The following is an 18994-nucleotide window of genomic DNA, read 5'->3' as shown; positions in this document are numbered from 1 at the left end:
CGCCCGCTCGGCTCCCCACCCCTATGCGGCAGGACGCATGGCCAGCTCCCTGGCGTGGGATTCGGCTGCCGCGAGGGAGGCCCTGCGGGACGTCTCGAAGAGGGGGATGAGATCGGCCATGGCCGGGACGGTCGGGGCCAAGGTCAGTTCGGGGACGATGAAAGTGACGTCCAGACCGAGGCCGGTTCCGAGGGCCTGCTGCAGATAGCTCTGCACGTAGTCATTGCCGTGCTGTGGGGTTCCCTCCTGGTAGGAGCCACCGCGGCTGGTCACGACGACCGCCGGCTTGCCGGCGAGCGAGGGATGTTCGGTCATGGAGGTGCGGCCCACGGCGAACACGTGGTCGATCCAGGCCTTGAGCGTGGAGGGGATCGAGTAGTTGTACATCGGTGCGCTCAGCAGGATCGCGTCCGCCGTCTCGGCTTCTTCGATCAGTTCGGCGCGCAGTGCGAAGGCGGCCCGTTCTTCCGGGGACCGATCGCCGGGGGCGGTGTAGCCGGCGTAGTAGGCCGCGGCCCGCAGATGGGGGATCGGGTCGGCGTCGAGATCGCGGTAGATCACCGAGCCCTGCGGGTTCTCGTCCTCCCACACGCGCCGGAAGGCGGCGGTCACCGCGCGGGAGTGGGAGTTCTCGCCGTTGAGGGAGGTGTCGATGTGAAGCAACGTGGCCATCAAGGTCTCCTGCGGACTATCGGGCTGCCCTTGCGCGGCACGCCCGGTGGGATGTCCCACAGCCTGCTTCCTCAAGCGTGGTTGAGGTCCAGTCGGTGTGATGTACGTCACCGTCGGGCCTGCCGGTATCGTCAGCGCACCGCTCGCACGCGACTGTGGCGGCCTCACCGCCGGGCGAACGCCGGGTGCACACCGGACGGTGCAAGCGCCTGCTCTACCCTCATGTGCGTGGCCGGTGAGCGCTCTTCGGCCTCCGAGGGGATCGGCAGAGTCATCTGCGCCGAGCGACCACCGGTGCAGGGCTCGGACACAGGCGTTGGTTCGCCTGTCAGGAGGACCGTTGCACCAGGATCCGCGGGCGGACCGGCCCGGAAGCCACGGAGAGCATCACATTCAGGGCGAGTTGGGTACCACCAGCCGAGCAGACCGGTTCTACGACGAACAGGTCCTGGACCGGCTCAACTCCAGGATGAGGGAGTTCGTCGCCCGCCAGGAGATGTTCTTCCTCGCCACGTCCGACGGTCAGGGCGAGTGCGACAGCACGTTCCGCGCCGGGCCGCCCGGCTTTCTCCATGTTCTCGACGACGCGACCCTCGTCTACCCGGAGTACCGGGGGAACGGCGTCATGGCCTCGCTCGGCAACATCCTGGAGAACCCGCACGTCGGCCTCCTGATGATCGACTTCTCCGAGGACCGCATCGGTTTGCACGTCAACGGCCGGGCCCGCATGGTCCCCGATGAGGCGATGCGCCGGAGCCATCCCGATCTGCCCGTCGATCCCCTGCCCGGCCGCCGCCCCCAGATGTGGGTCGAAGTCGCGGTCGAAGAGGCCTACATCCACTGCTCGAAGCACATACCCAGGCTGGTCAGAGCACCGCTGCGGCCGAATGCCGCGCAGGCCGGCTCCGCCGCCGGAGGGGAGCAGGCCTGGGGCACGGACGACGTCAAGCGCAAAGGCGGCGACTACTTCAAGGCAGCGGAGACACGGCGCAACCAGGCCGTACGCTGATCCACGGACCGGCCGGACACCGACACGCGCACCGTCCGACCGGAACGGGAAAAAAAACCTGCTTCTTACGGCCGCGGTGGAGCACATCGTGCCGGCCCAGGAGTGACGTCTGATGCCCGGCCGCAGTGGTCGAGACCGGCGTCGGCGAGTGCGACGCCGGGCACCACCGATGTCCTTGCCGGTACTACAGCACCTGGTGGCCGGCGGCGGACCCGCCGGGGTCGTCGGCGAGTACGACGTCGGCGGTGATGCGCTTTCCGACCGGCTCGCGGTGGATGGCGAACCCGACGCAGACGGCGGCCACGATCTCGAGGCCGTGCTGTCCGATACGGCTCGGGTCGGGCGCCAGGATCGCCGGCAGCGTGGTGCTGCTGTCCCACACGCTGGTCCGTACGGCCCCGTCCACGATGTCCAGGGTCAGCAGGCAGGGGCCGGGAGCGTACTTGCGGGCATTGGTGACCAGTTCGCTGACCACGAGCTGGACCATCCCCATGGCCCGGCTGGAGACCGGCAGGCCGTGCACCGCCTGCACCCGGGTCAGGAACGTCCGGGCCAGGTCGCGGGCTTCGGCGATCCCGGTGTCGCCGTCGAACGCCGCCGATACGGAAATGGCGCCGGCGGACAATGCATCCGGGCCGTTTCCTCCCATTTCGTGGTCCATGGGGGCCGTCGCGTCCTTCGAGTATTCGTCCAACACGAGCCCCGCCTACCCACAAAACGCCGGGCAATGCCACCGGCCCGCACGCGAAGGTTCGACGGCGATCGGTCTCAGATCACCTCGTTCAGTTCGGCCTGCATCCGAGACGCCTCGACGTCGCGGGCGACGGCCTGCGCGAGCAGCATCCGCAGTACGAGCACGATGAGGGCGACACCCAGGATGGCCAGACCGATGCCACCCATGATGACGGTGACGCCCGGGTCGTCCCGCTGCCCCGGGGCGTTGAGGATCGTGACCGCGAACCACACGAGGGCGGCCGTCACGATCGAGCCGATCACGACGTCCACGTACCGGAAAGCGGCGGGGGAGAACACGGTTCTGCGACGCACCATCGTCACCAGCCGCCATACGCAGACCAGGGCCGCCTGGGCCGCCGCCAGGCCCAGAACCGTGATCACGCGCAACGGGGTCAGCGGGAGCGACCCGTCCTCCGGGTCGTTCCCGCTGACCAACGCCCACACCATCGATGCCTGGACCAACACGGTTCCGGCGAGCAACACCACGAGCACGGCGCGCAGCGCGCACACTGCCAGCTTCCCCATGACCCATCCTTCAATCGACTTACGATGGGAACCTATCGAATTTCGATAGGCTGGGCAAGAGGGGCCAAGAACAAGGGGTGGTCAGGAAGGGTCGACGGGGAGGACGTGCGCGCGCAGGCTGCCCTCCGTCTAGAAGGTCAGATTCCAGGTGTCGATCCGGCCGGTGTCCTGGGCCGCGATGTCGCGGACCCGCAGCTTCCACGTACCGGACGCGGCCTCGGACGACGCGTCGACGGTGTACGTCTTCACCACGTCGTCCGCGCTGTCGCCGTCGGCGAAGTCCTCCAGGGGGTAGACCGATCCGTCCGGGGCGACGAGCGACAGCACCAGGTCGCCGCGGTAGGTGTGCTTGACGTCCACGCCGACCTTCAGCGTGGCCGGGGCGTTGCCCGGCACGCCGGTCACGGTGATCGGTGACTCCACCGTGGCGTTGTCGGCGACGGTGACGTCGGTGGCGTTCTCGAAGGAGCGGCCGGGCGGTGGCGTGCTGCCGGCGACGGCCTTCAGCGCGTCGACCTGGCCCTCCCCGAAGAAGGCGTTCCTCGCCGTGGTGCCGGTGCAGCGGCTGTCGGACGGGCACACGGTGTCCGTGGCCTGGGTTCCCAGCCGCGCACGGAGGTCGGCGGGGGTGGCGGCCGGGTCGGCGCTCTTCAGCAGCGCGGCAACACCTGCCACGTGCGGGGAGGCCATCGACGTACCGTTCTTGTTCCCGTACTTGCCACCCGGGAGCGTCGAGTAGACACCGTAGGCTCCGTCGCCGCCCGGGGCCGCGACGTCGATGACGTCCCGGCCGAAGTTGGAGTAGGACGCCTTGATGTTTCCGTTGCCCATCGCCGCGACGGTCACGACGCCCGGCAGCTCCGTCGGGATGTCGACGCAGGCGTTGGTGATCGTGCGGTTCACGGGCGTCGAGTCGTTCGGGCTGGAGCTGTCCGAACGCTTGTCGGCCAGGTCGTAGTCGGAGTTGCCTGCCGCCGCGACCTGGAGCGAGCCCTTGCCCTCCGCGTACTCCTGGGCCCGGCGCACACCCTCGATGATGGCCGCCTGGTCCGGGTCGTCGGGGCAGTTGAACATCCACGGATCCGTGTAATAGCTGTTGTTGGTGACGTCGAAGCCGTGGTCACCGGCCCACATGAAGCCGCAGATCGTGTTCTCGGCGAAGAACATGCTCGTGTTCGGCTCGGCGATGCGCACAGAGGCGATCTTCACGCCGGGCGCGACGCCGACCACTCCCTTGCCGTTCTTCGCGGCGGCGATGGTGCCCGCCACGTGGGTGCCGTGGGTGTCGACGTCACGCCAGGCGCCGGCTCGGGTGTCGGCCTTGCCGTAGGCGCAGGAGGCGGAGTCCGCCGCGTCGAAGTTGGGCGCGATGTCCTGGTGCCGGTCGTCCACCCCCGTGTCGAGCACGCCCACCGTGACGGCCGGGGACCCGGTGCTGACGGCCCAGGCCTTGTCGGCGTTGATCCGGGTCATGTCCCACCGCGCGGTCTCGGTGAGGGTGGTGGGCGACTGCGCGGGAGCATTCGGCAGGGTGGGGGAGTAGGCGTCCGCGGGGACGTCCGAGGTGCGGGTCGCCCCCACCTTCTGCACACCCGCGACGGAGCGCATCGCGGTGGCGAAGCCGGCGGAGGAGGAGTGTGCGACGACCACGCCGATCGCGTCGTAGTACGCGAAGACCGAACCGCCGTTCGCCGTCACGGCGTTGCGTGCGGCCGAGGTGTCACCAGGAGCGGTGATGACGAGGTAGGAGCGGGTTCCGGCGGCCCAACCAGCGGCGGTCTGGGCGGGCGTGGTGGCGCGGGCCGCGGCCGGGCCCGGCGGAAGGCCGGTGTCCACGTCGGCCGCACCGGCGGGAGTGGCGAGCGCGAGAGCCGCTCCGGCAGCGGCCATGGACAGCAGCGACCGTCTGAGACGGTGCTGGGATATGCGGGGGGTTGTCACAGCATCCTCCGAGAGCCCGGGGCATTGGGTGGCGCTACCGGGTCGTGGGCCGAATGGGTCGACGCAAGATTTCAGATGAGTGCATGACAAGGGAAGGGGCTGCGATGCATCGGTGGTCGTGAGCCGGCAAGTGAGTGGATTGGCTCCGGATCAAGCCCGGAAGCGGCCGGCCGTGCCGGAGCGACAGCAGAATCGGCCTGCCGTCGCTCCCCCCAGAAGAGGGACACTGACGAGCGCCGAGGCCGAAGCGCCCGCGAAAGCGACTGCCACCGCCGTCGAGGAGCGGACATGGGGATCGCTGAAGACCGTGAAGTCGAGGATCCAGAGAAGCGGCCCGGCAGCGCCACACGTTGCCACCGGCCAGGTGGCACGGGCACGCCCCAGCAGCGCCCCCAGGAGGAAGGAGGGTGCGGGGCCGAAGAGCAGCATGCTCAGGACGACGGCCACACCTGTCAGATCAAGGATGCCCACGGTGCTCGGCAGCCAGGGACTCACGGCGATCAGTGTCGCCCACGCCAGGGATGCTGCGATGAGCCCCGCGGGCCTTCCCACGGTCATCGCCCTCTGACGCGCTGCCTTGTCCGGCATCCTCACCCACCCCCGAGCGGTTGAGCGCGATCCTCCCACCGAATGTGAACGCGTTCAAGTTCCGGCTGGGTGGCCGTGCGCGGTCGGCGGCCGACCACCCTTGACGGGCCCGGGGGAGTGGTGCGGATCACCACGCTTCCGAGCCGAGCACGGAACAACCAGCGCTGGTTGCCCGTTGAACAAAGCGTGGGTGCGGATGGGACAGTGTCCCCGGGCCTCACCATTCGCCCACAGGGACGATCGTTCGGCTGAAGCCCTGTGGAGCCTTTCGCCGAGAGGCGACCGCCATCCGCACCCACCACCTGACCGCCCCGGCCGCGATTCCCCCGTCCGGCCGGGGCTCTGCGCACATCGTTCGGCATCGCGGAGCCGCTCACGTAAGGTGCCCCGCTCGCGAGCGGGAGGCGGGTCGTGGGCATGGCGCCGCGAACAGTGGAGAACCAACCGCGATCCGCACGCTGCGGAACCGACCATGGCGCGCCTCGCCGACGCCCTGGCGGCGATGGGAAGCCACCGCGGTCCCTCGTTCGGCAAGGTCGGCCTCGTCGATGCCGGCGGCGTGTCGCGGGAGGCGTCGGGCGAGCAGGCCGCGCTCGGATTCGGGCTGCACTGCCTGGCCGAGGCCGCTTCCCGTGACGGGAGGATCGCGGGCGCCCGCGACCGGCTCGAGCAGCGGCTCCTCGAGCTCGCCGCGGCGGTGCGGCCGCGTGCCGAGCACTCCGTCGTCCATGGGGAACTGGGCCTGGACCACGTCCTGGTGGACCGGGCCGGCGACCCTGTTCTGATCGACATCGAGGACCTCATGTACTTCGACGTCGAGTGGGAGCACGTGTTCCTAAGGCTCCGTCATCCCGATGACCGCTACCGGCGGTTGGCGGTGGAGGGGCTCGACGAGGACGGGCTCGCGCTCTACACGCTCGTCCAGCGCCTGTCACTGACGGCGGGACCGCTCCGGCTCCTCGAAGGAGACTTCCCCCACAGGACCTTCATGAAGGCGATCGCCGAGCACCACGGCAACGAGACCCTGGCCCTGGTCTCGGTGCTGTAGACGCCGTCAGGACGCGGCGTTGCGGATCGTGCCCGTGGTTCGGCCGGTCGCCGGGCCGGAGAGCCCGGGCGGTACCGACGGGACCTCGGGGGCATCGTCGAGGTCGGCCTGGGTCAGCCGGAACTCGGCCGGGTACAGATCGCGCCGGGTGCGGCGGCCCGGCTCCGTCGTGCGCCACATGTAGCGGCAACGGCCGCACTGCAGAACGTCCCACACCCCGGGTACGGGGGAGGTGGCGACGGTCGCGACGGTGCCGTACGCGCAGCGGGGGCAGATGCAGGTCATGATCGAGGCTCCGTTCCTCACGGTCGGCGGGTCAGCGGGCGCCCAGCAGGGACTGCAGACGGCCGATCCACTCCTTGGTCTCCGGCAGATCGCGCGCCGGTGTGCTGAAGTTGCCCCGGACGTCCGGGGACACCGGCGTCGTCGCGTCGATGATCATCTTGCTGGTGATGCCGGCCGGTGAGGCGGCCGGCGCGAGTTCGACGACGGACAGGTTCGGGATGATGACGACGTCCTCCTGCGGATTGACCTTCGCCGACATCGCCCACATCACCTGCGGCAGGTCGAACGGGTCGATGTCCTCGTCGACGACGATCACCTGCGCGACGTAGCCGAGGCCGTGCGGCGTCGTCATCGCCCGCATTCCGAGGGCCTTCGCGAAGCCGCCGTACCGCTTCTTCGTGGAGATGATGACCGCGAGCCCGTGCGTGTACATCGCGTTGACCGCCTGCACCTCGGGGAACTCCGCGCGCAGCTGCTTCAGCAGCGGCACGCAGGTGTTCGGCCCGACCAGGTAGTCCACCTCGGTCCACGGCATCCCCAGGTACAGCGACTCGAACACCGGGTCCGTGCGGTACGAGACCCGGTCGACCCGGATCACCGGCATGCGCCGGCCGCCCGAGTAGTGTCCGGTGAACTCGCCGAACGGGCCCTCGATCTCGCGCCTGCGGCCCTCGATGACGCCCTCGATCACGACCTCGCTGCCCCAGGGCACGTCGAAGCCGGTCAGCGGTGCGGTGGCGAGGGGCGCGGGCGCACCGCGCAGGGCACCTGCCATCTCGTACTCGGACTGGTCGTAACCCATCGGCATGCCGGCCACGATGGTCATCACCGGGTCGTTGCCCAGCGTGATGGCCACCGGCAGGTCCTCGCCGCGCTCCTCGGCGGCACGCAGGTGCAGGGCGATGTCGTGCATCGGGACCGGCTGGATGGCGAGCCGGTCGCGTCCGGTGACCTGGAGCCGGTACGTGCCGACGTTCTGCTTCCCGAAGTGCTGCGGGTCCCCCGGGTCCCGGGAGACCACCGCTGCCTTGTCCAGGTAGAAGCCGCCGTCACCGTCGTTCAGCCGGAACAGCGGCAGGATGCGGAAGAGGTCGACGTCCTCGCCCTCGACGGTGTTCTCCCGCCACGGCGCGTCCTCGCGACGCTCCGGCGGCACGGGGAACATGTCCCAGCGTCGGGCGAACTCCTCGACCTGGTCCTTGACCGACGTCCCGGCCGGCAGCCCGAGCGCCAGGGCGTGGTTGCGCCACGAACCGTGGACGTTCATGGCGATGCGGGCATCGGTGAAGCCCGCAACGTTGTCGAACCACAGCGTCGGGGCGCCGTCGCCGATCCGGCAGGCCGCGTTGGCCGCGGCGGCGAGGTCGGGCTCGGGCCGCACCTCGTCGGTGATCCGCAGCAGCTGGCCCTCGTCGTCGAGGGCGGAGAGGAAGCCGCGGAGGTCGTCGTAGGCCATGTCGTGTGTCCTTCGTCGTTTCTGTTCCGGGACCTACACCGCCGGACGGGCGGCGCGCATGCCGTGCCAGCGCTTGGCATCCGGTGCGGGCAGGTCCAACTGGTCGAGGATGCGCGCGGTGACGTGGTCGACGATGTCGCCGACCGAGGCGGGGTGGTTGTAGAAGGCGGGCATCGGCGGCACGATCCGGACGCCCTTGCGCGCGAGGTCGAGCATGTTCTCCAGGTGGATCTCGCCCAGCGGTGTCTCACGTGGTACGAGCACCAGCGGACGCCGCTCCTTCAGCACCACGTCCGCCGCCCGGCCGACCAGCCCGTCCGCGTACCCGGCGCGGATTCCGGCCAGCGTCTTCATCGAGCAGGGCACGATCACCATGCCGTCGGTCCTGAACGACCCGGAGGCGACGGAGGCGCCCTGGTCGTCCGGTTTGTGGACGACGTCGGCCAGGGCACCGAGATCGCGGGCCGTGTGTCCGGTCTCCATCTCGATCGTCGTCCGCGCCCAGCGGCTGAGGACGAGGTGCGTCTCGACCTCCTGCAATGCGGCCAGCCGCTCCAGCAGACGGACCCCGAACGGCGCCCCGGTGGCCCCGGTCATTCCCACAATCAGTCGCATGCCCCCGACGCTAGGAGCACTCCCACCGGCCGCTCCGGTACGGTGGGGACTTCTCATGGGAAAAAACGGACACGTTGACCGGGCGGAGATCACGGACGTCCCCTACCGCCCGTTGCTCAGCGCCCCCCTCGGTATGGACGTCCTGGACTTCGCCGAACTCCGCGACCGGGGACGACGGCGGGGGATCGACCTGACGGCGCCGCAACGCCCCGCCTTCCACCATCTGATCCACGTCCACGGCGGCAGCGGACCGCTGCGGCACACCGTGGACTTTTCGGACCACACTCTCCGTCCCGGCAGCTGGCTGCGGATCCGCCCTGGCCAGGTCCACCAGTACTCACCCGACGAGCTCGCCCCCGCACGCGGCACGATCGTCATCTGGCAGCCCGGCTTCACCGCCACCGATCCGGAGCCCGGCCCCGCACCCCCCGGCGACCCGTCGCCCCTGCTGCCCGGCCCTGCCCACGACGGCGCGCTGGCACTCGCGCTGCGTCATCTCACCCACGAGTACGCCGACTTGGGTGCCATTCCGCTCGACGCCCACATCGAGGCGCTCCGTCATCTGCTGGGCGTCCTGCTGCTCCGCCTCACCCACGCCCGTTCCGGCAGACCGCTGGAGAGCGCCTCTGCCGACGGGGCGTTCGGCCGCTACCACGCTGCCGTCGAGCGGGACTTCGGCCGAACCCACCGGGTCGCCGACTACGCCTCGGCGCTCGGCTACAGCGTCCGCACCCTCACCCGCGCCACCCTCGCGGCCACCGGCTCCACGGCCAAGCAGTACCTGGACGCGCGCATCCTGCTCGAAGCCAAGCGCCTCCTCGTGCACACCGACGCCACGTCGGCGGACATCGCCGGCCGGCTGGGCTTCAGGGACCCGGGCGACTTCGCCAAGTTCTTCCGCAAGCGCGACGGCCGAGCGCCGCAGGAGTTCCGCTCGGCGGCGCGTGGTACACAGCCGGCCGACTGACCTCCGGATGTCGACGTGGAGCGCGGGGCCCGACAACCGAACCCTGCCCTCAAGAGGTCCTTGTGAAGCGCGGGGCCCGACGCAGCGGGCCCCGCGCGAGAGGGGTGCTCCTGCTCCCTCGCTCCTCGCCCCTTGTGTTTACGGCTTGTCGAGCACCGTCCCCGTCAGCACCGGGCTGTCGGGAAGCGGCTTGCCGCGGCGGTCAGTCAGCGCGAGGCGCATCGACTCGGCCGGTTCCGCCACCTGGTCCCGTACCGTCGGCACCTCGAAGTCCACGCCGGTGCTTCCGGGCGGGATGTTCAACCACACCCACAGGCGCGCGTCGGACAGCGGCCGCTCGGGGTCCGGCACGTCACCGGACGAGTCCTCGAGCCACTGCGGGGCCACGTCCCTGGTGGACAGCTCGACGCCGTCGGTGACCGGCAGAACCCGTACCGGTTCCCAGAGTTCCGCCTCCGCGGGCGCGTCCAGGGACAGCCGCCAGGTCAGCGACTCTCCCTCGGTGACCCGGTCCGCGACCGGCGACAGGGTGATCACCGGCTCGGGGTCGTCGTTCCCGACGGTGAGCCCGCCCCGGTACTTGCCGACGACGGCGCCCCGGACGGCCTTGACGGCGATGTCGTGCTCCACATCGTCGCCGTAGGCCGTGTCGCCCCTCACCTCGACCGGAATGTCGACCGCGCCGCTGCCGGGCCGCACGGTCACGAGGCGGTCCTCGGCCCGGCCGCTGTCCGGGTCGATGACGTACAGGCGGACCTGCCCGCTGCCGCGGCCGGAGACCTCGACCGGGATCCGGTAGGTGCGGGTGCCCGAATCGCCCTCCTTGACGAGCGTGCGGCCCACGTCGACGCGCGGCAGTGCGGCAGCCTTCACCGCCGGGGTGCCGGGGGCCCAGCCCCAGGCGTCCATCAGCCAGGCCCGCCCGGTTTGCGAACGGGGCGTCAGCACGAGGCACTCGACATGCCGGAGATCGAGCCCGGCCCGGGTCGCGGCCGACAGCGGGACGCGCAGCTCCTGAGCCCAGTAGGACGCGGTGGCGGCGGACCCCGGCAGCCCCGCCATCTCGACCCGGCCCAGTGTCGCCCTGCGGTTCCGCGAATCGGTGATGGACACGTCGAACGTCGTGCCGGTCGTGTTCGGCGGTACGAAGACCCGCAGCGCGAGCTTCTGAGACCCGCGCAGAGAGAGCGGCTTGGCCGGAGTGACACCTACGGCCCTGCCCGGCGCAGACCACTTGAGGTCCACCGCGCTGCGGCCGGTCTCCTTCTTCGTCTCCCACGACGCGAAGTGCGGTGACGAACCGAGGGTCTCCGGATCCAGACAGGCCACGGCCGGGTCGGGGTCGATCGCCGAGCACGACCGGGCGCCGGTCACCTTCGCCCCGCCGTCCGGCAGGAACCCACCGCTGCGGCGGCCGCCGACCGCGTGGGTCAGTACCCGGGCCGGGCCCGCGGACGGTGCCCGCTTGCCGGAGCCGTCGAGCAGCGGACGCACCCGGTCGTCCCCGGCGAGGAAGAGCCGGGCCGCGGCGGCGATGTACGTGGCGCCCGCCTTGTGCTGCTGGGCGGCGGTGAGCCGGGTCGCGGCACCCGGCGCGCACACCGGGTCCGGCTGCTCCGGGTCGTTCCCGAAGTCGTCACTGGCCGGTGCGACGGCCGCTCCCGGGGTCCACTCGCTGTTGAAGTAGTTGTGGTTGGCGCCGACCATGTAGACCGCGCTGTGCAGTGCCGTGCCCCGGCGGATCCCGCGTGTCCCGTCGACGAAGGCCTCGCCCTGCAGGTCGGAGACGTCGCCGTCGCAGCCCGGCAGCAGCGTCACGGACGGCACGTCGGCGACCGGATTCTGGCCGAAGATCGTCGGTGCGATGAGCACGGCCCCGCGTATCTTCCAGCGCACCGGGCCCCGGTAGCCGTCCTCGGCGGCAGGCGGTGGGTAGAGGCTGTCCATCGCGGCCCGGTTGACGCCCTCGCCGCCGCGCGAGTGGCCGACGAGCAGGACCTGGGAGAGGTCCGCCTTCGACGCCTGGTGTACGACGGCCGGAGCGGAGGAGCGATGGGTGGCCCAGTCGGCCCAGCGGGCGAGGTGCTGCCGTACCAGCGAGGAACGCGCCTGCGCGCCGGCGTCCTCGGTCTCCAGATCTTGGGCGTTGATGCCGTTCGCCGAGATCGACACCGTCACATAGCCCTGCGAGGCCAGCAGTCGCTGGTCGCGCAGATAGCCCTGGTGGCTCGGAATCGGCTTGTAGCCCTCCGCACAGGGCCAGTCGCCGGTCACGTCGTCCTCGGAACCCGGCTTGTAGCAGGTGTCGTGGCGGCCGTGCAGGAACAGCGCCAACGGCCGGCTGCCGGCGGCACCCTTCGGCGCCACCACCTGGGCGGTCATCTCCACCGGAACGGCGTACCCCGGCAGGCGCACCGGGTCGAGGTCGTACTCTCCGGTGACCGTGCGGTACGAGCCTGGTCTGCCCGGATCGACGCCGTTCGCCGGTGCCGGTGCGGGCAGTCGTCCCACGCGCGAGCCGGACCTACGCGTGTCGTCAGCCGCCGCGTCCAGTCGGCGCCCCGCCGCCATGACATGAAGGTCCGTCAGCTCCTTCGGACGCGCCCCCACGAGGTCGAGCCGGAAGGTGCGTCCGTCCCTCGCCGGCCTCGGAACCCCGAGCAGCCGGTCCCCGTTACGGAACTCGACCCGCGCATCCCCCATGGGCACGGCCTTCGGCGCCCGCCAGACCAGCTCGCGCGCCCCGGCCTCTCCGTCGATCCGCCACCCCGGCGGAAGGGGGCTGTCGTCCGTCGCGCTGAACACCTTCGTTGAGTACGGCTGTTCGGCCTGTGCCGGTCCGGGCGAGCTCCCCAGGGCCGCCAGCACCGCCACGGCGGTCACACATATTCGCCGGGCACGGATCAATGAACCTCTCCTCAAACCCCGTGCGCAGACGTCCCGTCGGTACCGGGCGCCTCTCGCGTCACCTAGGACGGGGAGGGGTGCCCGGGGGTTGTCTGTACGGAGAGGCCGACACGGCCGACGAACGAGGTGCCCAGCCAGCCCAGTTGACCGCCCTTCGAAACGAAGCCGCGCACAGCATGCTGGGCGCAGCCCCGTTCGAACTCCTGCTGAGATGAGCGATCGCGTCCCTTGCTATGGTGCGCCGATGTCATCGATCAAGCAGTTCCAGGTCACCTTCGACTGCGCAGAGCCCGCGCGCCTCGCCGGCTTCTGGTGCGAGGTGCTGGGGTACGTCGTACCGCCGGTCCCGGAGGGGTTCGCCACCTGGGAGGACCACCACCGCTCACTGCCGCCTGAGGACCAGGTCGTCTACATCGCGTGCAGCGATCCCTCGGGAGTGGGACCGCGCCTGCTCTTCCAGCGTGTTCCGGAAGGGAAGGTCGTCAAGAACCGCGTCCACCTCGACGTGCGGGTCGGCACGGGACTCGTGGGCGAAGAGCGCCTCGCCACGCTGGAGGCCGAGTGCGCACGACTGGTCGCGCTCGGCGCGACGCACGTACAGACGATGGTCGCCGACGAGGAGAACGAATCGTGCATCCTGATGCAGGACATCGAGGGCAACGAGTTCTGCCTCGACTGAGCATCCTGCGCACCGACGGGACCGGGGCGGCGCCCTGAGCTCCGGACTCTCGACGGAACATCGGCAGCCCTCTTGACGTGGCGGGAGCGGCCCCCGACACTCCAAAGGAGGATTCCCCAGTGCATGGGTAGGAAATGATGGAGCGTCTGGAGCCGACCGCCGAACGCGCCCCGCGCGTCGGCCGGTCATCTCTCCTCCTCACTTCCCGTCGGCACATCGATCTCCTGCGTGTCTGCAGCGCCGCGAGCCTCCTGCGCTGAAACCGGGGTGTCCGTAGGCACCGCACTCCGCCGCGTGCGGATGTGCGCCCACGTCCCCCGCGTGCCCAGTCCGTGCGTGCGCTTCTCGCCGCACCTCCCAGAGCCAGCAGCCGGATTCCGGACCCAGGGAGACACATGCCGTCCACGCCCCTGACCACCGTGCCGTCCCTTCCCTCCTCGCGATCGTTCCCCAGCAGGATCGGCTGCGACGCGAACAGCGGCTATCACGCCGTGCCGCGCCGCTACCGCCTGCACCTTTCGCTGCCCTGCCCGAACTGTCTGCAGATCGCCATCACTCACAGCCTGCTCGGACTGGAGGACACCCTCCCGGTCGTCCTGCTGCCGGCGGTCCCCGACCGGCCCGACGGCGGCCACTCCGCGCTGCACGCCTTGTACGAGGCCAGCTCGCATCGGCACCCCGGACCGGCAGTGGCGCCGGTGCTGAGCGACACCTGGACGGGACGGATCGTCACCACGCACTCCTCGCACATCCTGCGGGACCTGGCCCGCCACTTCGGCGGTGACGCCCAGGGCCGGCCCCTCCTCTACCCGCAGGACGCGGAGAAGGAGATCCAGGCCGTCGAACGCCTCTGCGAGAACCGCATCGACCACGCCGCACAGGTCGCCGGGCAGGCCGACATCGACGACGCGACGCGCCACACCGCTCTCGGCACCCTGCTCCGCGTCCTGGGCTCACTGGAGTGGCGGCTCGCTCACCAGGACTTCGTCCTCGGGGACGACATGACCGCCGCCGACGTACGGCTGTGGGTCGCACTGGTCCAGCTCGACACCGTGCACCGTCTGCACCTGGACGCCGCCGCGGTCCATCGCCTCGCCGACCATCCCCATCTGTGGCGTTACGCACGCCGCCTCGCCGCTCACCCCGCCTTCGGCCGCCATCTCGACCTCGACGGCATCGCCCACAGGCACCACGCCCGCTGCCAGGGCCTGGAGGCCGCAGGGGCAGCGGTACAGATCCTGGACTGGGCGGTTCACACCGCGGACGGCGCCGCGGTGGGACCTGCCCGCACCGGTACGGACGGCCGTACCGCCTGACCAGCCCGACGAGACTCCGCATGCCGGTGATCACCCGGCCGCTTCGTGAGCCTTGCCACGAAAACGTGTCGCCGGGATGCGACGGAGCAAGAGAAAGGTTGGCATATACATCTGATCGAGATTCCGCGCCGGGCGGGCGACCACCCGGCGCCCACCGGAGAGGCGCCATGAGCCAGCACACACCCGAGAAGCCCGCCGACGTCGTGGCTCGGCTGCGGGCCACCTTCCGCACCGGGCGCACCAAGCCCCTGGAATGGCGCACCGGCCAGCTGCGCCGTATGCGGGCGATGCTTACCGAGCAGGGCTCCGACCTCGCCGCCGCCCTCCATGCCGACCTCGGCAAGAGCAGCACCGAGGCCTACCGCACCGAGATCGACTTCACCGTCCGGGAGATCGACCACACCCTCGACCACCTCGACGGCTGGCTGCGCCCCGAGCCCGCTCCCGTCCCCGCGCACCTCGGTGCCGACGCGACCGCCTGGACGCGGTACGACCCCCTCGGCGTCGTACTCGTCATCGCCCCGTGGAACTACCCGGCCCAGTTGCTGCTCGCCCCGGTGGTCGGCGCGCTCGCCTCCGGGAACGCCGTCGTGGCCAAGCCGAGCGAGCTGGCCCCGGCCACCTCGGCCGCGCTGGCCGAGCTCCTCCCGGCCTATCTCGACACCGACGCGGTCGCCGTCGTCGAGGGTGGAGTCCCAGAGACCACGGCCCTGCTGGCGGAGCGGTTCGACCACGTCTTCTACACCGGCAACGGCACCGTGGGCCGCATCGTGATGCGCGCGGCAGCCGAGCACCTCACCCCGGTCACCCTGGAGCTCGGCGGCAAGTCACCGGTGTTCGTCGACCGCGACACCGACCTCGACGCGGTCGCCGGCCGGCTGGCCCGCGGCAAGTTCATCAACGCAGGGCAGACCTGCGTGGCCCCCGATTACGTCCTCACCACCCCGGAGACCGCAGCCGGCCTGGAGCCCGCCCTCGTACGCGCCGTCGACGCCCTGTACGGCGCGGACCCGGCCGCCTCGCCGGAATACGGCCGGATCATCAACGAGCGGCACTTCGACCGGCTGTCCGCCCTGCTCGACTCGGGCCGTGTCGTGACCGGCGGCGGCAGCGACCGCACCGGCAAGTACATCGCGCCGACGGTCCTCGCGGACGTCGACCCGAAGTCCCCTGTGATGCAGGAGGAGATCTTCGGGCCGATCCTGCCCATCGTCACCGTGTCCGGCCTCGACGAGGCGATCGACTTCATCAACGACCGCGACAAGCCGCTCGCCCTGTACGTCTTCAGCGAGTCCGGCGAGACGCGCGACCGGATCGCCGCGGAGACCTCCTCGGGCGGCCTCGGATACGGCCTGCCGCTCGCCCATCTCACGGTCTCCGACCTGCCGTTCGGCGGGGTGGGGGAGAGCGGCATGGGCAACTACCACGGCAGGTACTCCATCGAGACGTTCAGCCACCGCAAGGCGGTCCTGGACAAGCCGCTGACCTGAACTCCTCGTTCGGGCGCACACCGCACCACCATCGCTGCTCGTGATGATCCCGGTGTTGCCCTGACCCGCTGCCCGGCCCCCACCGGACGTCGTCCGGCCGGGGGCCGACGAGGCGGGATACTTCCACTGTTGTGCAAGCGGCCGACGGCTGGGTACCTGCGTTCGGCGGCGCGTCGACGGCGGGCCTGGTGAGCGATGCGAGTGCGCGGAGTGGGGAGATCGAGGTGGGATTGCGCGAGGTGCGGGGCGCCCGGGCTTTTCCGGGCTGTGCCCGGATACTGGCGGGCCGCTACCGTCTGGATGCGCTGATCGGTTCGGGGGGTGCGGCCGACGTGTACCGCGGGTACGACCTCAGACTGCGACGGCCGGTCGCCGTGAAGGTGTTCCGCCACGGCACCGGCTTCGACACGGAGGAGGCCTTCCGGAGCGAGGCTGTGATCCTCGCCCGTTTGAACCATCCGGGCCTGGTGACCGCCTTCGACGCCGGACGCGATGACGGCGATGCCTTCCTGGTCATGCAGTTGATCGACGGACGCACTCTGAAGTCCCGCATCGCCGAAGGACCCCTGTCGTGCGAGGCTGTGGCCGCGCTCGGGGCGGCTTTGGCCGACGCTCTGGCTCATGCCCACCAGGAGGGAATCGTCCATCGGGACGTCAAACCCTCCAACATCCTCCTCGACTCCTCCGGCCGCGCCCACCTGACGGACTTCGGCATCTCCCGGGCCCTGGATGCGACCACGCGCACCGCTCCCGACACCCTGACCGGCACGGCGGCCTATCTCTCCCCGGAACAGGTACTGGGAAAGCCGGTCAGCCGGCCCGCCGACATCTATGCCCTCGGCCTGGTCCTCCTCGAGAGCCTCACCGGCCGCCTCGAATACGACGGCGGCCCTCTGGAGTCCGCCATAGCACGCCTGCACCGCCGGCCCGAACTCCCCGACTTCCTGCCCGACGACTTCGCAGCCCTCCTTCGGGACATGACCAGCCTGGAGGAACACGCTCGTCCTGACGCCTACGACTGCGCCCAAGAGCTGACCCGGCTCTCCGGAACGGGCCAGGAAGAGCATGCCGCATCCGATGCCCGTCCCGCGCTCAGCGTCGTGTCCCCCGCAGTCGCGGAGCGCGCCGACGTCACGCACCGGGGTGTGCCACCCGCTGCGCAAGCTTCCGGGAGGTCGCGTACTACGACAGGACTTTCTCAGGGGGCTGTTCGATCCGCCTCCGTACGCGTCGGCCTGCGAACGCGTGGGGTGGCGGCCGCACTGGCCGCCCTTCTCGCCACCGGCCTGGCGGTCACCGACGGTTTGTCACAGCACGACTCCGTGGACGAAGCGGCCCCGTCCGCCTCGGATCCGGTCGCTCCCACCTCTCCCGACACCGCCGGTCACCAGGACGTCGCGCCCCCCACCTCGGCGACCCGGTCCTCGCGTCCCTCGGACTCCGATCGGCCGCTGAGCGATTCCGTACCCGTGCGCGACGTTCCCCCGCCCTCCGGCAAGCCGAAGCCCGAAGCCCACCACGAAACCACTGACGGCGTCCCTGAGCGGACCGCGGCCCACGCACCCGCGAAAGGCGGGGTGAAGACCCCCAAGGTGCCGCCGGGTCATGCACGGGACAAGCGAAAGGGAAAGAAGACAGCACCGACCGCACAGCGCAACCGCAGGCGCTGACAGCGGTGCTCGAGGAGAAGTAGGTGTCCGGCCTGGACACCTACGCCGACGTCGCCCGCCGCGGCGACATACGGGTCAGATGGTGGGCCGTCGTACGAGCAGGTGGCTCACCTCGTATGACATCTCGGTCGTTTCCGGCTGCGGTGCGCGATGGTATCGCCCGGCGCACACGGAGAGACTGACGATGAGGTAGGCCTGCCAGGTCCGGCCCACGCCTCGCCCGTCGCTGAAGACCGGTTGGCCGTTGAGCCACCAGTCCACCGAGCGGGCGCCGAAGAAGGTACGCAGGTTCACCCATGCGCCCGGGCCGACCGCTTGGTCGTGGTGGTAGCGGTTGGTGCCGCGTACGTGGTTGGTGAATTCGAGCAGGCCGGGATGGTCCGGGTGGTACTCGAAGACGTCGATCTCCTGGCCGCCGTCGCGCCAGGTCCAGATCGCAGGCCAGGCGCCGCTCTCTGCCGGCAGCCGTACCCGGGCTTCCAGTACGTCCCCCGCACGGACGGTGAGACCCTCTTCACTTCCCTCGGTGGTGAGCAGCCCGGTGTTCCACAGGCCGTCCTGTCGTCGTCGGGCACGGAAGACGCCGGAGCGGCTGTATGCGGGGTCGGCCACCAGGTGATCGAGCTTGTCGTCGCGCGGGTTGACCGGGCCACCGCCGGGATAGGCCCACGTACGGCCCGCCACCCACTGGGAGGGGGAGGTGAAGTCCGCCGTGAACACGACCGGTGGGGAGAGCGGGCGGCCGGGAGGGGGAAGGAAGCCGGCCGGTAAGGGTTCGGTCATGGCGAATGTCTCACCGCTTGAAGGCCTCCTATGCCTGCAGCCCCCGGCCTCGGGCAGATCCGACCCTTTCAGGTGAACGGCCGGAGACAGGACCGCCGGACGTTCGCGACCCGGACGGGCTCGGTCCCGTTCGCCTCCGCCTCCTGGGCTCCGGTGTTCAGAAGCGCCCGATGGTGGAACTGATCATGGGTGGGCGACACTTGATCCCGGAAGGCTTTCCGGGAGTGGGGCCCGGGGAGAGGCGGTGACGACGAGTGAGTGAGCAAGGCGGCCGCGACTGGGTGGGCATGACTCCGGACGACTTCGAC

The 18994-nt window shown here is 70.4% G+C and carries 16 protein-coding genes and 1 pseudogene; 7 read left to right on the top strand and 10 right to left on the bottom strand.

The annotated features are described in order from the left end of the window. Positions 1-21: 21 nt before the first annotated feature. Positions 22-672, bottom strand: coding sequence for an FMN-dependent NADH-azoreductase (locus AB0B29_RS35480; protein WP_362246478.1), 651 nt, complete (start codon positions 670-672; stop codon positions 22-24). Positions 673-1075: 403 nt separating this feature from the next. Between AB0B29_RS35480 and AB0B29_RS35475 the strand changes: the two genes are divergently transcribed. Further along, positions 1076-1681 (top strand): pyridoxamine 5'-phosphate oxidase family protein, encoded by a 606-nt coding sequence (locus AB0B29_RS35475; protein WP_362246476.1) that lies wholly within the window; start codon positions 1076-1078, stop codon positions 1679-1681. A gap of 184 nt (positions 1682-1865) precedes the next feature. On the opposite strand, the gene AB0B29_RS35470 is transcribed toward AB0B29_RS35475, so the two are convergent. The 4 genes from AB0B29_RS35470 to AB0B29_RS35455 all read right to left on the bottom strand — a co-directional run bounded on the left by AB0B29_RS35470 (position 1866) and on the right by AB0B29_RS35455 (position 5377). Continuing rightward, entirely contained in the window at positions 1866-2342 is a 477-nt protein-coding gene (locus AB0B29_RS35470; protein ID WP_436845964.1) for an ATP-binding protein, read from the bottom strand. Positions 2343-2449: 107 nt separating this feature from the next. Further along, positions 2450-2941, bottom strand: a complete 492-nt coding sequence (locus AB0B29_RS35465) for a DUF2975 domain-containing protein (RefSeq protein WP_362246474.1) — start codon at positions 2939-2941, stop codon at positions 2450-2452. A gap of 129 nt (positions 2942-3070) precedes the next feature. Continuing rightward, positions 3071-4831, bottom strand: coding sequence for a S8 family peptidase (locus tag AB0B29_RS35460; RefSeq protein WP_362246472.1), 1761 nt, complete (start codon positions 4829-4831; stop codon positions 3071-3073). Positions 4832-5032: 201 nt separating this feature from the next. Further along, positions 5033-5377 (bottom strand): hypothetical protein, encoded by a 345-nt coding sequence (locus AB0B29_RS35455; protein ID WP_362246470.1) that lies wholly within the window; start codon positions 5375-5377, stop codon positions 5033-5035. Positions 5378-5915: 538 nt separating this feature from the next. Here AB0B29_RS35455 and AB0B29_RS35450 point away from each other — a divergent pair. Continuing rightward, a pseudogene (locus AB0B29_RS35450) lies at positions 5916-6518 on the top strand (phosphotransferase); the annotation flags it as partial. A gap of 6 nt (positions 6519-6524) precedes the next feature. Here the strand turns inward: AB0B29_RS35450 and AB0B29_RS35445 are convergent. The 3 genes from AB0B29_RS35445 to AB0B29_RS35435 are packed head-to-tail and all read right to left on the bottom strand — an operon-like array spanning position 6525 to position 8874. Continuing rightward, the gene (locus AB0B29_RS35445) at positions 6525-6803 is read right to left on the bottom strand and encodes a non-oxidative hydroxyarylic acid decarboxylases subunit D (RefSeq protein ID WP_362246468.1); all 279 of its coding nucleotides are present in this window, start codon (positions 6801-6803) and stop codon (positions 6525-6527) included. 31 nt (positions 6804-6834) lie between these two features. Beyond that, positions 6835-8259, bottom strand: a complete 1425-nt coding sequence (locus AB0B29_RS35440) for a non-oxidative hydroxyarylic acid decarboxylases subunit C (RefSeq protein ID WP_362246466.1) — start codon at positions 8257-8259, stop codon at positions 6835-6837. Between the two features lie 33 nt (positions 8260-8292). Continuing rightward, positions 8293-8874, bottom strand: a complete 582-nt coding sequence (locus AB0B29_RS35435; RefSeq protein ID WP_362246464.1) for a non-oxidative hydroxyarylic acid decarboxylases subunit B — start codon at positions 8872-8874, stop codon at positions 8293-8295. A gap of 55 nt (positions 8875-8929) precedes the next feature. Between AB0B29_RS35435 and AB0B29_RS35430 the strand changes: the two genes are divergently transcribed. Continuing rightward, a complete protein-coding gene (locus AB0B29_RS35430) occupies positions 8930-9841 on the top strand; it encodes a helix-turn-helix domain-containing protein (protein WP_362246463.1) in 912 nt (303 codons plus the stop codon). A 138-nt stretch (positions 9842-9979) separates the two neighbouring features. Here the strand turns inward: AB0B29_RS35430 and AB0B29_RS35425 are convergent, their stop codons facing one another. Further along, the gene (locus AB0B29_RS35425) at positions 9980-12748 is read right to left on the bottom strand and encodes a hypothetical protein (RefSeq protein ID WP_362246461.1); all 2769 of its coding nucleotides are present in this window, start codon (positions 12746-12748) and stop codon (positions 9980-9982) included. Between the two features lie 244 nt (positions 12749-12992). On the opposite strand from AB0B29_RS35425, the gene AB0B29_RS35420 reads away from it, so the two are divergent. The 4 genes from AB0B29_RS35420 to AB0B29_RS35405 all read left to right on the top strand — a co-directional run bounded on the left by AB0B29_RS35420 (position 12993) and on the right by AB0B29_RS35405 (position 17903). Further along, entirely contained in the window at positions 12993-13427 is a 435-nt protein-coding gene (locus AB0B29_RS35420) for a VOC family protein (protein ID WP_362246459.1), read from the top strand. A gap of 395 nt (positions 13428-13822) precedes the next feature. Further along, positions 13823-14743 carry a glutathione S-transferase C-terminal domain-containing protein gene (locus AB0B29_RS35415; RefSeq protein WP_362246457.1) on the top strand — a complete coding sequence of 307 codons (921 nt, stop codon included), beginning with the start codon at positions 13823-13825 and terminating at the stop codon, positions 14741-14743. 167 nt (positions 14744-14910) lie between these two features. After that, positions 14911-16233 (top strand): aldehyde dehydrogenase family protein, encoded by a 1323-nt coding sequence (locus tag AB0B29_RS35410; RefSeq protein ID WP_362246455.1) that lies wholly within the window; start codon positions 14911-14913, stop codon positions 16231-16233. Positions 16234-16457: 224 nt separating this feature from the next. After that, positions 16458-17903, top strand: a complete 1446-nt coding sequence (locus AB0B29_RS35405) for a serine/threonine-protein kinase (protein ID WP_362246453.1) — start codon at positions 16458-16460, stop codon at positions 17901-17903. Between the two features lie 75 nt (positions 17904-17978). On the opposite strand, the gene AB0B29_RS35400 is transcribed toward AB0B29_RS35405, so the two are convergent. Beyond that, entirely contained in the window at positions 17979-18686 is a 708-nt protein-coding gene (locus tag AB0B29_RS35400; protein ID WP_362246451.1) for a beta-glucanase, read from the bottom strand. Between the last annotated feature and the right edge of the window lie 308 nt (positions 18687-18994).

The organism is Streptomyces tibetensis (genome assembly GCF_040647715.1).
Taxonomy (GTDB): Bacteria; Actinomycetota; Actinomycetes; order Streptomycetales; family Streptomycetaceae; genus Streptomyces; species Streptomyces tibetensis_A.
This window is presented reverse-complemented; position numbering and strand designations above follow the sequence as displayed.

Bases quoted from the DNA above. Each gene is read 5' to 3' on its own strand.
- AB0B29_RS35470 (WP_436845964.1), bottom strand. From the start codon at position 2,342: ATGGACCACGAAATGGGAGGAAACGGCCCGGATGCATTGTCCGCCGGC.
- AB0B29_RS35420 (WP_362246459.1), top strand. From the start codon at position 12,993: ATGTCATCGATCAAGCAGTTCCAGGTCACCTTCGACTGCGCAGAGCCC.
- AB0B29_RS35445 (WP_362246468.1), bottom strand. From the start codon at position 6,803: ATGACCTGCATCTGCCCCCGCTGCGCGTACGGCACCGTCGCGACCGTC.
- AB0B29_RS35435 (WP_362246464.1), bottom strand. From the start codon at position 8,874: ATGCGACTGATTGTGGGAATGACCGGGGCCACCGGGGCGCCGTTCGGG.
- AB0B29_RS35480 (WP_362246478.1), bottom strand. From the start codon at position 672: ATGGCCACGTTGCTTCACATCGACACCTCCCTCAACGGCGAGAACTCC.
- AB0B29_RS35400 (WP_362246451.1), bottom strand. From the start codon at position 18,686: ATGACCGAACCCTTACCGGCCGGCTTCCTTCCCCCTCCCGGCCGCCCG.
- AB0B29_RS35460 (WP_362246472.1), bottom strand. From the start codon at position 4,831: ATGGCCGCTGCCGGAGCGGCTCTCGCGCTCGCCACTCCCGCCGGTGCG.
- AB0B29_RS35410 (WP_362246455.1), top strand. From the start codon at position 14,911: ATGAGCCAGCACACACCCGAGAAGCCCGCCGACGTCGTGGCTCGGCTG.
- AB0B29_RS35465 (WP_362246474.1), bottom strand. From the start codon at position 2,941: ATGGGGAAGCTGGCAGTGTGCGCGCTGCGCGCCGTGCTCGTGGTGTTG.
- AB0B29_RS35415 (WP_362246457.1), top strand. From the start codon at position 13,823: ATGCCGTCCACGCCCCTGACCACCGTGCCGTCCCTTCCCTCCTCGCGA.
- AB0B29_RS35440 (WP_362246466.1), bottom strand. From the start codon at position 8,259: ATGGCCTACGACGACCTCCGCGGCTTCCTCTCCGCCCTCGACGACGAG.
- AB0B29_RS35430 (WP_362246463.1), top strand. From the start codon at position 8,930: ATGGGAAAAAACGGACACGTTGACCGGGCGGAGATCACGGACGTCCCC.